General features: G+C 73.9%; 8 protein-coding genes and 1 pseudogene. 6 read left to right on the top strand and 3 right to left on the bottom strand.

Annotated features, from left to right (window positions below):
• Nucleotides 1-3: 3 nt before the first annotated feature.
• Entirely contained in the window at nt 4-2,049 is a 2,046-nt protein-coding gene (locus tag OO62_RS37005) for a glycosyltransferase (protein ID WP_063739021.1), read from the bottom strand.
• A 118-nt stretch (nt 2,050-2,167) separates the two neighbouring features.
• On the opposite strand from OO62_RS37005, the gene OO62_RS17380 reads away from it, so the two are divergent.
• The 3 genes from OO62_RS17380 to OO62_RS17370 are packed head-to-tail and all read left to right on the top strand — an operon-like array spanning nt 2,168 to nt 6,161.
• Nucleotides 2,168-4,798 carry a YfhO family protein gene (locus OO62_RS17380; RefSeq protein ID WP_051733338.1) on the top strand — a complete coding sequence of 877 codons (2,631 nt, stop codon included), beginning with the start codon at nt 2,168-2,170 and terminating at the stop codon, nt 4,796-4,798.
• Complete coding sequence (locus OO62_RS17375) at nt 4,795-5,766, top strand: glycosyltransferase family 2 protein (protein WP_033268358.1); 972 nt, start codon at nt 4,795-4,797, stop codon at nt 5,764-5,766. Before OO62_RS17380 ends, OO62_RS17375 begins: the two co-directional genes overlap by 4 nt.
• Entirely contained in the window at nt 5,766-6,161 is a 396-nt protein-coding gene (locus tag OO62_RS17370) for a GtrA family protein (RefSeq protein ID WP_033268357.1), read from the top strand. Before OO62_RS17375 ends, OO62_RS17370 begins: the two co-directional genes overlap by 1 nt.
• Here the strand turns inward: OO62_RS17370 and OO62_RS17365 are convergent.
• Nucleotides 6,116-8,350: a PIG-L family deacetylase gene (locus tag OO62_RS17365; RefSeq protein WP_051733336.1), complete on the bottom strand. Its 2,235-nt coding sequence runs from the start codon at nt 8,348-8,350 to the stop codon at nt 6,116-6,118. The genes OO62_RS17370 and OO62_RS17365 overlap by 46 nt on opposite strands.
• Nucleotides 8,351-8,554: 204 nt before the next feature.
• Between OO62_RS17365 and OO62_RS17360 the strand changes: the two genes are divergently transcribed.
• On the top strand, nt 8,555-10,912 hold the full coding sequence (locus OO62_RS17360) for a bifunctional glycosyltransferase/CDP-glycerol:glycerophosphate glycerophosphotransferase (protein ID WP_033268356.1): 2,358 nt from the start codon (nt 8,555-8,557) through the stop codon (nt 10,910-10,912).
• A 399-nt stretch (nt 10,913-11,311) separates the two neighbouring features.
• On the opposite strand, the gene OO62_RS17355 is transcribed toward OO62_RS17360, so the two are convergent.
• Nucleotides 11,312-11,935: a TetR/AcrR family transcriptional regulator gene (locus OO62_RS17355; protein WP_033268355.1), complete on the bottom strand. Its 624-nt coding sequence runs from the start codon at nt 11,933-11,935 to the stop codon at nt 11,312-11,314.
• A 138-nt stretch (nt 11,936-12,073) separates the two neighbouring features.
• Here OO62_RS17355 and OO62_RS17350 point away from each other — a divergent pair, with 138 nt between their 5' ends.
• Entirely contained in the window at nt 12,074-13,009 is a 936-nt protein-coding gene (locus OO62_RS17350) for an ABC transporter permease (RefSeq protein ID WP_033268354.1), read from the top strand.
• A pseudogene (locus OO62_RS40660) lies at nt 12,966-13,163 on the top strand (hypothetical protein); the annotation flags it as partial. The gene OO62_RS17350 and the pseudogene OO62_RS40660, both read left to right, overlap by 44 nt.

The raw sequence follows: 13,163 nt of genomic DNA, 5'->3' as shown, positions 1-13,163 counted from the left end.
CGATCACCTCCCAACCGCTGATACCAGGGTGCTCCTGGACGCGGCCCGGCGCACGGTGTGCGTGGCGGCCCACCGTGCCGGTCGGCGGAGGCGGATCCGGCGGGCCGGCCGGGGCACGGTGACGGTCAGGGGGGTCCGGTCGTCGGCGGTGCGGACGGGGAGGTCGTGGCGGAACGGCCCGGCGGTCAGGCGGACGGCGACCTGCCAGGTGCCGGGCGGGACGCCGCGCAGGGAGCAGCGGAGGGTGTAGCGGTCGGCGGCGGCCGGTTCGACGGTGGTGCCGCGGGCGACGAGCGTGCGGTCACCGGCCCGGAGGGTCAGGTGCAGGCCGGCATCGGTGGGGCAGCCGGGCAGGGTGAGGTGGGCGGTGAGGGTGGCGCGGCCGGTGCGGGTGGTGATGACGGTGCCGCGGAGGTCGGTGCCGAGGGGGTGGCGGCGGCCGTCGGGGTCCAGGTCGAGGTGGAGGTGGTGGTGCGGGCCCGCGGGGAGGAGGGCGGCGACGGCGGGGCCGTCGGGGCCGTGGCCGACGAGGCGGGGGCGCCGGGCGCCGGCGGGTGCGGCGGCCGGCTCGTCGGGCCCGTCGGGTTCCGGTAGCCATGCCTCGCGGTGGACGGCGGTGTCGGCGGCAGTGGCGTCGGGGCCGGCGTCCGGGGCGGGCGCCCCGTGGGCGGTGAGCGCGATCTTCAGGCCCCACAGGCCGGCGGGCAGCGGCGCCCCGTCGGCGGCGGTCGCCGGGTCGACGGCGGCCCGCCACCGCTCGCCGTCGTAGCGCGCCGGTATCCGGTAGTGGGCGCCGGGGCCGTGCAGCAGCACCTCGGCGGTGGTGCCGCGGAGGCCGGGGAGGGTGGCGGTGCCCCGCAGGTGCAGGACGCCGCCCGCCCACTGCCGGCCCGTCAGCCGCTGGCGCAGCGCGACGCGGTCGGTGAGGTCGTAGCAGGTGTCGGGGAGGGCGTGGTGGGGGTCGCGGAAGCCGGGGTAGCGGGCGTAGAGCCGCCCGCCGGCGGCGTACGGCGGCTCGGGTGGGGTGTCCTCGGTGTCGGCGCGGACGACGGCGGTGAGTGCGTCGTCGAGGGCGGCGCGCAGGCAGTGGGCGCGCAGCCGCAGCCGGGGCGGCAGGGCGGCCTGCACCCGGTCGGTGAGGTAGCGCTCGACGAGGGGGCGGGCGGCGGCGGCCATGGCGCGGCGGCCGGCCGGGGGGCGGGCGAGGTAGGGGGCGGCGAACGGCATGAGGATCTCGCCGTGGAAGTGGCGGACCATCAGGGCGTCGCGGTCGGGGCCCGGCGGGACCTCGGCCTCGACGGTGGCGAGGACGGTGCCGATGTAGTGCAGGTACTCGCACCAGTCGAGGTCCTGGCGGCTGGCGTTGCTGTCGTCGGGGCGGCCGTGCAGGTAGTAGCAGTCGTAGTCGGCGAGCACGGAGACGGTGTCGGCGCGGAGCAGCGCGGCGATGCCGAAGGGGAGGTCCTCGGCCAGCAGCCGGCCCTCGACGAAGCGCAGGCGGTGCCGTTCGAGGAAGGCGCGGCGGAAGAGTTTGTAGGCGGCCAGGGTCCAGTAGACGGGGGAGTCGAAGGGGGTGACGCGGGCGCGGGTGGTGCGCAGGTCGACGGGGGCGGCGCGGCCGTCGACGCCGACGATCCGGCCGTGGACGACGTCGGAGCCGTGGGTCTGGGCCATGCGGGTGAGCCGGTCCAGGGCCTCGGGGCCGAGGTGGTCGTCGGAGTCGAGGAAGAAGACGTAGTCGCCGGTGGCGAGGCTCAGGCCGACGTTGCGGGGGCGGCCGGCGCCGCCCGAGGCGGGCTGGGTGATGACCGTCAGGTTGGGGTGGTGGCGGGCCTGTCCGGTGAGCCAGGCGGCGCTGCCGTCGGTGGAGCCGTCGTCGACGGCGATCACTTCGATGCGGCGCTGGTCGAGGGTCTGCGCGAAGACCGAGCCGAGGCTACGGGGGAGGTAGGGGCGGGTGTTGTGGACGGGGACGATCACGGAGACGGCGGGGGCAGGGTCGGCCGGCCCGCCGTGCGCCGGGTTCGCGGCTTCGTCGGATATCGGCACTCCGCCTCCGTCGGTCGTCGTGGCAATCCCTCGAAAGCCCCGCGTCCCCGCAGAGCAAAAGGGACTATTAAGACATATAACGTGAGGTGAACGTTCGCCCGAGTGTGGAGGAGTGCCGGTGGCTCCGACGCCCGCCACCCCACAAGAGGCGGCCCGGCCCCAGGAGGTTGCCCCGTCCCGCCCCGGCAGGCCACTCCCGGCGGCGCTGCGCGGGGCCCTGCGGCGGCTCGGCGCCCCCTGGCTGGCCGCGGTGCTGTCGATGGGGGCGTACTGCCTGGCGCTGGCCCTGCACGGCAGCTACCCCCTGGGGCCGCGCTCACGCGCCGTCAACGACCTCGGCAACCAGTTCGTCCCGTTCCACGCCCGGCTGTGGGACCTGCTGCACGGCACCGCGAACGGGGACCTGTACTTCAACTGGAGCAGCGGGTACGGAGTTCCCTTCCTCGCGGACTTCTTCACGTATCTGATGAATCCGTTCTCCTGGCTGGTCGGGCTCTTCCCGCGGGCGCTGGCCGACTTCCCGGTGTTCCTGGTCACGCTGGCGAGCATCGGGCTGGGCGCCGCCCTGATGACCGTCTTCCTGGGGCTGCTGCAGCCCGGCTCCGGGTGGCTGCGGGCGCTGCTGTCGGTGGGGTACGGGCTGTGCGGCTGGGTGCTGAACGACGGTTTCGCCGACCCGATGTGGATGTGGGGGCTGGTCGCGCTGCCGCTGGTCGGGATCGCGGCGGACTGGTGTGTGCGCCGCACCCGCTGGGTGGCCGGCACCCTCCTGGTCGCCCTCGCCTGGGCGGGCAACTTCTACACCGCGGCGATGGCGACGCTGGCGATGGCGCTGGTGCTCGGCGTGCGGCTGCTGACCGCCCCGCCGGGGGCCCGGGGCGACCGGCTGCGGGCGGCGGGCCGGGCGGCGGCCATGGCGGCGGTCGGCATCGCGCTGACGGCACCGGTGCTGACCGTCAGTCTGCTGGCCAGCCGGGCGGCGCAGCCGGCACCCGAGGTCCTCTACCGTCACCGGCCGCCGCCGCTGTACCAGTTGGCGCAGCTGCTGCCCGGCGGGCACGGCGGGTCGCCCGCCCCCAACATCTTCATCGGGGTGCCCGGACTGCTGCTGGTCGCCGCCTTCCCGTTCGTGCGCGCGGTGCCGCCGCGGGTGCGGATCGGCTGGTACGCGCTGGCCGCGGGGGTCGCCGTCTCGTTCGTGTGGAAGCCGACGGTCCTGCTGTGGCACGGCCTGGCGCTGCCCAACGGCAGCCCGTACCGCGCCGCGTTCGTGCTCAGCGGGATCCTGGTGATGATCTCCTGGCTGGCGCTGGCGCACCGCCCGCGGCCGCGGGAGCTGGCCGCGGGCGCCGGGCTGGTGGCGCTGCTGGCCGTGCTGTGCCGCGATCAGGGGGCGGTCTCGACGGCGACCTGGGTGCTGGTGGCCGGCGGGGGCGCCGCGACGCTGGCGGCGCTGGCTGTACTGACGGTGCCGTCCGGTGCGCGCACCGACCGCACCCGGACCGCGGTCACCGCCGCGCTGACCGGGACGGTGCTGCTCGGCTCGGCGTACACGGCGTTCTCGGTGACCGCGGCGCGCGACCGGATCGCCTGGTTCCGGCCGAAGACCACGCTGACCCCGGCGTCCCTGGCGGTCCGGGCGGGGCTCGCCGGGCGCGCCGAATGGCCGCGCTCGCGCACCGACCCCGGTCCGCACGAGTTCGCCAACAACGATCCGCTGCTGCTGGGCGGCGAGGGCGGCTCGTACTACAGCAGCTATGTGCCGGCCGTCACCGCCCGCACCCTGCAGGCGCTGGGCGCGGGCTGGTACATGCGGGGCCGTCACACGCTCAGCTTCGAGGACCCGGTGGGCCGGGCGGTGATGGGCGTGGGCAGTTATCTGTCGGCCGCGCACGGCCGGCTCACCGCCTACCGCGCGCCGCACGCCCCGCTGCTGACGGTCCGCGACGGGCCGCCGCCCGCCGCGGGCGGCGAGCCGTCCACCGTCTTCGCCCGGCAGGAGCGGCTGCTGGGCGCGGCCGTCTACGAGGTGCCGCGCCTGACGCCCGCCGGGGGCGCGGTCCCGCTGCCGGTCCGCGGCGGGTGGCTGCTGCCGCCCGCGCCGCTGCCCGCCGCGGGCCGGCAGGTGGCGGGCCCGGACGCCGCGGGGACCGCCTTCACCGCGCGGTGCGCCCCGGGCGGTGTCGTGGTGTGGTCCGCCCCGTGGTTCGCCGGGCGGGTCGGCGGGCCGGGCGGGCACGTCGAGGGGGCCGGGAAGTACGACATCACCGCCAACGCGGCGAGTGTGCTGGGCCGGGTGCCCGCCGACGGCAAGGTCACCGTGCGGGTGCACGGGCAGGGCTGGCAGGTGGTGCCCGAACGCGCGGTGGGCTGTCTGTCGCCGCGCCGGCTCGCCGCGGCGGTCGGCGCGCTGCGCGGGCCGCGCACGCTGACCGCCGACGGGCACCGCCTGACGGCGCGGCTGCCCCGGGGTGCCGCCGGCCGCGCGGTGCTGGCGGTGCCGGCCGTGGCGGGGTGGAGTTGCGCGGTGGACGGCGGTCCTTCCAGGGCGCCGGCGTCGGACGGCGGGCTGCTGGCCGTCCCGCTCGGCCGGGGCGCCGGCCGGTTGTCGTGTGCGTACGTCCCGCCGGGTCTGCGACCGGGGCTGGCGGTGAGCGGTGCGGCCGGGCTGGTGCTCGCCGCGGTCGCGTTCGGGGGACGCCTGCGGGGCCGCTCACGGCCCCGCCCCAGCAAGGAGGCCCGGGCATGAAGCTCTCCGTCGTCGTCCCCTGCTACAACGAAGAGGCCGTGGTGACCCGGTTCGACGCGGCGCTCCGCGCGGTCCTGGAGCGCCTCGGCATCGTCTACGAGGTGTGCTACGTGGACGACGGCAGCGCCGACGGCACCCTGGCGCGGCTGCGCGGCCTGGCCCAGCGGCACCGGGCCACCACCCGCTACCTCTCCTTCAGCCGCAACTTCGGCAAGGAGCCCGCCATGCTGGCCGGCCTCCGGGCGGCCACCGGCGACGCGGTGATCCTCATGGACGCCGATCTCCAGCATCCGCCCGAACTCATCGAGCGGATGCTCGACCTCTACCAGCTCGGCCACGACCAGGTCGTCGCCAAGCGCAGCCGGGACGGCGACCGGCGGCTGCGGACCGCGCTCAGCCGGCTCTACTACCGGGCCGTCAACACCTGGGTCGATGTGGAACTCACCGACGGGGTGGGCGACTTCCGGCTGCTGTCCCGCAAGGCCGTGGACGCGCTGCTGTCGCTGCCGGAGTACAACCGGTTCTCCAAGGGCCTGTTCTCCTGGATCGGCTTCGACACCGTCACCTTCGACTACCGCAACGCCGCCCGGGGCGCCGGCGAGACCAAGTGGCGGTTCGGCTCACTGGTGAACTACGGCATCGACGGGATGCTGTCCTTCAACTGCCGGCCGCTGCGGCTGGCCATCTACGCCGGTCTGGGCCTGGCGGCGCTCGCCACCGTCTACACCCTGTGGATCATCGGCGCGGCAGTCGTCGGCGGGGTGACGGCCCCCGGCTATGTGACGCTGGTGGCCATCATCGTGGGCCTGGGCGGGCTGCAGATGGTGATGCTGGGGCTGATCGGCGAGTACATCGGCCGGATCTACTACGAGACCAAGCGGCGGCCGCACTTCCTGCTCAAGGAGACCGACGGGCTGCCTCCCGCGCCCGAAACGGCGGACGTCGCCGCCGGCTCGCAGGCCCGCTGATGCCCGCCCGCCCCTCGTCCGCGACCTGGGGCCAGCTGGTGCGCTTCGCCGCCGTCGGCGGGGTCAACACCCTGACGTTCTACGCCTGTTACCTGCCGCTGCACCGGCTGCTGCCGTACTTCGCCGCCTATACCGCCGGCTTTCTGATGAGCCTGGTCTGCTCGTTCTTCCTCAACACGTACTTCACCTACCGCACCCGCCCGACCTGGAAGAAGTTCCTGCTCTTCCCGCTGACGCAGGTCACCAACTACGTCGTGCAGAGCGTGGGACTGGTGGCGCTGGTGAGCTGGCTGGGGATGAACAGCACGGTGGCGCCGCTGGTCGCGGCGGGCTTCGCCATCCCGTTCACCTATGTCGTCTCCCGGCGGATCCTGCGCCCGGCGGCCTCCGCGTGACCCTGCCAGGGCCGGAACAGCGCGCCCTGCCCGACCGAGGTCTGCCGGGTGGTGTACAGCCTGCCGTCGGTGCCCAGCACGGCCACCACGGCGCGCCCCACCGCGTCCTGGGCGACCCCGGCCGCCGCGGAGTGCGGCACCCGGCCGGTCTGCCAGGGCTTGGGCGCGTCCTGGGCCATCGCCATCCGCACGTCACCGGCGTCGTCGCGGGCCGCGAGCACCATCCGGTCGCCGCTGCCGACCGGTGCCGCCGCCACCCGGCCGTGTCCGCCGACCGCCGCGCACTGCGCCGAGACCCGCCAGCCGCCGATCAGCCGCTGCCGCTCGGCGAGCAGCACCTGCGCGGTGACCGAGCGGCGGTAGGCGACCCGGACGGCGCCGCCGGCCAGCGGCACGACGCTGACCGGGCCGGCCGGCTGCGGCAGGCCCGTGGCGGCGGCCGGCCGCGGTATCTCGCCGGCCTCCTTGGACACCCAGTGGTGCACGGTCCCGGTGCTCGGCGCGACCAGGTGGATCAGCCCGTCGGAGTCCACGCAGGCGTCCAGTCCGTCGACGACCTGCGGTGACGCCTTCAGCGTGCCGACCGGGCCCTCCAGCCGCTCCCACAGCGACCAGTAGGTGCCGCCGGGCCCGCTGCGGTGGGCGATGTTGCCGTCCCAGGTCCGTACGAAGACGTGCACCGTGCCGTCCGGGGCGGCCACCGCGGCGGGGAAGCCGATCTCCAGCGAGCGGACCGGATCGGCGTCGGGCGAGCCCAGCGACTCCCAGTGCGGGAAGAGCGGCCGGCCGTCCTCGGCGGTGCCGCGCTGCGCGGCGGTCACCAGCTCACGGCGGTGCGCGGCGTTGCGGCCGGGCAGCACGGTGCGGGTGGCGAACAGCTGCAGCGCGCCGTCGGGGCGGCGCACCACGTGGATCTGCCCCTGCAGCAGTTCCCCGCCGGCCCGGGCCGGCCCGCCGAAGGTGCCGCTGCCCGGCCGGGTCTCGGTCCAGCAGTACGCCGCGCCGCCCAGCACCGCGAAGGCGGTGAGCCGGCCGTCGGCGGCGGGCCGGATCCAGGCGTTGGAGCCGGGTGCGCGCAACCGGGTGGAGCGGGTCCAGCTGCCGGAGCCGCCGTGCAGCGCCGAGCCGCCCACCTTGCGGTCGCCGCAGCCGGCCGGGTCGCCGCAGCGGCGGTGGTCGGCCCAGCCGTACACCGCCAGCAGGCCGGCCTTGCGGCGGGCGGTGGACAGGTCGACGTCGTTGGGCAGCACTCCGGACTCGTAGCCGAGGTAGTGCTCCACGACGGCCGGGGGGTGGCGGGTGCTGCCCTGGTAGGCGGCCAGCGCGGCCTGGGCGAAGTAGGCGGAGGCGGTGTGGTCCTGGTGGTCGTAGTAGCGCAGTCCGGTGAGCCGCGGGTCGCGGTCGGGGCTGGCCGGGGGGCGTTTGCGGGAGTGCGCCGCGTTGGGGTCCAGGGTCCGTACGACGGTGGGGCGGACCCGGTCGAGCACCGCGACCAGGGTGTGGGTGAGCTGGTCGCGGGTGTAGTGGTACTGCCGCCGTACGGGGGTGCCGGCGGGGCGCAGGGTGGGCAGCGTGTCGGTGGCGCCGAGCCACAGGCCGCGCAGGCTGACGGCGCGGGCCTGCCAGACGGCCCGGGACTCCACGAGCTCCAGGAAGATCAGCTGGTGGTGCGGGGCGGCGCGGAGGGTGTGCAGCTCCGCCTGGAAGCCGGGCAGCAGGGAGATCACCGACACGTCCCAGGGCGCGGCCGGGTCACCGGTGGCCATCACGGCGTGCGCGGCGCGCAGCCCGTTGGTCCGCGCCCGGGCGAAGGCGGGCCGGTTGCGGGGGACGCCGGCGGGGTCGGTGGCCCGTCTGCTGACGTTGTGGCCGTCGGCCTCGCCGCCGGTGAGGCAGACCGTGACCGAGCGGGCGCCGCCGCGGATGGACTGCTCCAGTTCGGGGTTCATGAAGTACAGGCCGTCGTCGGCGTGCGCGATGACCTGGAGGAAGGACTGGTCGGCAGGGTCCACCAAGGGCCGTCTGCCGCCGCTGGGTTCGGCCGTTCGGGGGAGTTGCTGGGTGCGCCACGCGTAGATACCGACGCCCGCGGTCGCGGCCAGCACTCCCCCGCCGGCGGCCTGGAGCAGCCGGCGACGGGAAGGACTGGGCGGGCGGCGGGAGTCGCCGGGCTCAGGCGCGGGTGACACCCCCTCAGTATTCGGTGGCCGGCCGGATCCCGCTCGTCCGAAAGTTCACTACTTGACCACATCCGTGATGAGCACCACAGAACTTTCAGGTTACGAACAACAACCTTTTTGGGTGAACGGGAGTCAGAAGGCTGACAATGCAAAGACCCCTTTGGGGCCTTTTTTGCGTTCTGCACTCAGATCGTCACGAGGAGTTAGCACCGCATGTCCGAGACAGACCTCGACGCCGTACCCCGCTTCAGCATCATCGTTCCCGTGTTCAGAGTGCAGGGCTTCCTGCGCGAGTGCATGGACTCGGTGCTGGAGCAGGACTACACGGACTTCGAGCTCATCGCCGTCGACGACTGCTCGCCGGACCGCAGCGGCGCCATCCTGGACGAGTACGCCGCCCGCGACGACCGCGTCCAGGTCCTCCACCTCCCGGAGAACGTCGGCCTGGGCCTGGCCCGCAACGCCGGCCTGGAGAAGGTCCGCGGCGAGTACGTCCTCTTCCTCGACAGCGACGACACCCTCGTGCCCGGCGCGCTCACCGCCCTCTCCGACCGGCTGGCCGCCACCGACAGCCCCGAGATCCTGATCTTCGACTACGCCCGGACCTACTGGGACGGCTCGGCCCGGCGCAACGCGCTCGCCGAGCTGCTCGACGAGTCCGGCGCGCCCTCCTTCACCCTCGCCGAGCGCCCCGAGATCCTCGACCTGCTGCAGATCGTCTGGAACAAGGCGTACCGCCGCGACTTCATCGAGGAGCACGGCTTCGCCTTCCCGGTCGGCTACTACGAGGACGCCCCCTGGACGTTCTGCACGCTGATCACCGCCGGGTCCATAGCCGTCCTCGACCGGGTCTGCCTGCACTACCGCCAGCGCCGGCAGGGCGGCAACATCCTGCGCACCACCAGCCGCAAGCACTTCGACGTCTTCGACCAGTACGAGCGGGTCTTCGACTACCTCGACGCGCACCCGGAGCTGTCGCGCTGGCGCCCGCACATGTTCCGCAAGATGATCGACCACTACCTGACGGTGCTGGACAAGCCCGGCCGGCTGCCGGCCAACGCCCAGGCCGAGTTCTTCCACCGCGCCGCCCGCGACTACCGCACCCGGATCCCGGCCGGCTTCGTCCGCCCCACCGGCATGGCCGGCGGCAAGTACGCGCTGCTCGCCAAGGACGCCTACCCGGCGCTGGCCGGCCTCAAGGTCGCCGGCAAGGTGCAGCGCACCGTGCGCAAGCACGCCACCAAGCGGGTCAAGCAGGCCAAGAAGAAGGCCATGGACCTGCGCTACCAGGCGCTGCTGCGCCAGCCGCTGGACGAGAACCTCGCGGTCTACTCCGCGTACTGGAACCGGCTGCCGGCCTGCAACCCGCTGGCGGTCTACGAGAAGGCCAAGGAGCTGGCCCCGCACGTGCACGGCGTGTGGGTGGTCAAGCAGCAGCTGGCCGACTCCGGCGCGATCCCGGCCGGCATCGACCACGTCGTGCTGAACTCGCCGCGCTACTGGGAGGTGATGGCCCGCGCCAAGTACCTCGTCAACAACGTCAACTTCGCCGACGGGGTGGTCAAGCGCGAGGGCCAGGTCCACCTCCAGACCCACCACGGCACCCCGCTGAAGTCGATGGGCACCGACCAGAAGCGCTACCCGGCCGCCGCCAAGGGCATGAGCTTCCGCAAGCTGCTGGCCCGCGCCGACCGCTGGGACTTCTCGCTCTCCTCCAACCAGCACACCACCGAGCAGTGGGAGCGCGTCTACCCCTGCAACTTCGAGTCGGTGGACGCCGGTTACCCCCGCAACGACGTCTACTACCGGGCGAGCGCCCAGGACGTCCTGGACATCCGCGAGCGCCTGGGCATCGCCCCCGGCAGGACCGCGGTCCTCTACGCCCCGACCATGCGCGACTACCAGGTCGGCTACGTCCCCCGGCTCGACCTGGAGAAGATCTCCCGCGAGCTGGGCGAGGACTTCGTCCTGCTGGTGCGCACCCACTACTTCTACGACCAGGACCCGGGCCTGCAGGAACTCCAGGAGCGCGGCGCGCTGATCGACGTCTCCGGCCACCCGGTCGTCGAGGAGCTGTGCCTGGCCGCCGACGCCCTGGTCACCGACTACTCGTCGATCATGTTCGACTACGCCAACCTCGACCGGCCGATCATCAACTACGCCGACGACTGGGACACCTACGTCCGCTCCCGCGGCGTCACCTTCGACCTGCTCTCGGGCAAGCCCGGCGACACCCCCGGCGTGATCGCCACCACCGAGGACGAGCTGATCGAGGCGTTCCGCAGCGGCCGCTGGGACGACGAGAAGGCCACCGGCCTGCGCGCCGCGTTCCGCGCCCGGTTCTGCCAGTGGGACGACGGCCACGCCGCCGAGCGCGTGGTGCGGCGGGTCCTCCTCGGCGAGGAACTGCTCCCCGAGCCGCTCCCGCAGGACGAGCGGACCGTGGCACCGTCGCCGCGCGCCGCGGCCGCCGACGCCGGCCTGATCAAACTGCCGTCCCCGCGCACCGCGGCCGACGACACCCCGGCCAAGGACACCACGGAAACCTCAGGCATCGAACTGGCCGGCTGACCCCCACACCCCCCGGACACAGCCCCGCCCCCGACCGGTCCCCCGGCCGGGGGCGGGGCTGTTACGGGGGTGCTCGTGGGCCGGGGAGCCTGCCCCTTTGCCATGAGGGCGTTCTGGGCCGGGGAGCCCGCGGGTGGCCTACTCGCCGGCGCGCCCCTGCGCGGGTGGTCTCCCCCGCGCGCCCCTGCCCGTCGCGACTCCCCCGGCAGGCCCGCACCCCACCCCTCGCGCCCGGACCCACCCCGCCCCGCGGGAATACCGCCCCACCCCGCCCCGTTGTGGCTCCGCAGGGGGCCCGTCGACCCCGTACGGGATCCGTTCGGCCCCGCCCTAAGGGCTTGCAGGGCTCCAGGGGCCCGCCCCAAACGAGCCCCCTCAGGGCCCCTCAGGCCCCCTCGGTCACTCCGCCCCCAGCGCCGCCGTCACCGAAGCCGCCAGCGCGTCGAGGTAGCCCTTGGGCAGCGCGTCGCGGACGACCAGCAGCCGCCAGTACAGCGGGCCGGTCAGCAGGTCCAGCGCGAGGCGGGTGTCCACGTCCTCCGGCAGCTCGCCGCGCTCCACCGCACGGGCCACCACCGCGGCCGCCACGCCCTCCTGACTGTCGTGCAGCGCCGTCCGCAGCGCCTGCGCCAGCTCCGGGCTGCGGGCCGCCTCCGCAAGCAGGTCCGGGATGATCTGCGAGGCCATCGGGTGCCGCAGCGCCCGGGACGCGACCTCCAGCAGCATCCGCACGTCGCCGCGCAGCGACCCGGTGTCGGGCGCCGGCAGCCCGGCGGCAGCCACCGCGGACACCACGTCGAGGACGAGGTGCAGCTTGGAGCGCCACCGCCGGTAGACGGCGGTCTTGCCCACCCCCGCCCGGCGCGCGATGCCCTCGATCGACATCCGGGCGAAGCCCACCGCGGCCAGCTCCTCGAAGACCGCGGCGCGGATCGCCTCGGTCTTGTCCTCGCGTAGTACGGCGGCGCCCGCCGGGGTCCGGCGCGCCGCCGCGGGGTCGCTCCCGCTGCCGTCTTTTGCCATGGCTTGAGCCTACCGTCACGACGCTACGGTTGCGTTTCGACGTGAGCTCCCTTTAGTGTCGGCGTCGCGACGATACGGACCCGTCCCGTCGTCGGTTTCCGTTTCTGCGGCCCCCGTACGCAAGCGAAAGCGGCCCCCATGCCCCAGACCCTCACTCCGCCGGCGCCGGCGCCCGCCCGGGCACCCCGCCCCGGTACGGCACCCGACCCCGAGCTGCGCGCGCTGGCCGAACGCCACGGCCTCACGGTGAGCGGCGCCCGCCCCTCGCTCGGCGAGTACACCCGCCAGCTGTGGCACCGCCGGCACTTCATCACCTCCTTCGCCACCGCCAAGCTCACCGCGATGTACACCACCGCCAAGCTCGGCCAGCTCTGGCAGGTGATCACCCCGCTGCTCAACGCCGGCGTCTACTACTTGATCTTCGGTGTGCTGATCGGCACGAAGAGGGGTGTCCCGGACTACATCCCGTTCCTGGTGACCGGCGTCTTCGTCTTCACCTTCCTGCAGAACTCGGTGATGACCGGCACCCGGGCGATCTCCGGCAACCTCGGCCTGGTGCGGGCGCTGCACTTCCCGCGGGCCTGCCTGCCGATCTCGTTCTGCCTGGCCCAGCTCCAGCAACTGCTGTACTCCATGGGCGTACTGGCGGTCATCCTGCTGTGCTTCGGGCAGGTGCCGACCTGGTCGTGGCTGCTGGTGCTCCCGGCGCTGACCCTGCAGTTCGTGTTCAACACCGGCCTGGCGATGGTCATGGCGCGGCTGGGCTCCAAGACCCCGGACCTGGCGCAGCTGATGCCGTTCATCATGCGGACGTGGATGTACGCCTCCGGCGTGATGTTCAGCATCGACCTGATCCTCAAGGGCAAGCACCTCCCGAAGATCGTGGAGATCCTGCTCAACGGCAATCCGGCCGCGGTCTACATCGACCTGATGCGTTTCGCGCTGATCGACAGCTTCACCCACAAGCAACTGCCGCCGCACGTGTGGGCGTTCGCCGGCGGATGGGCCCTGCTGGCCGGCGTCGCCGGCTATGTGTACTTCTGGAAGGCCGAGGAGCGGTACGGACGTGGCTGAGCTTCTGACGGAACGACACAACGACGTCCGGCCGGCGCAGACCGCCGAGGACCGGATCCCGACGGTGATCGCGGACGATCTGCACATCGTCTACCGCGTCTACGGCACCGGTGCGGGCCGGGGCAGTGCCACCGCGGCGCTGAACCGGATCATC

It is taken from the genome of Streptomyces lydicus, assembly GCF_000717345.1.
Classification (GTDB): Bacteria; Actinomycetota; Actinomycetes; order Streptomycetales; family Streptomycetaceae; genus Streptomyces; species Streptomyces lydicus.
Note: the sequence above shows the minus strand (reverse complement) of the source record. Positions and strands in the feature narration are given on the sequence as shown.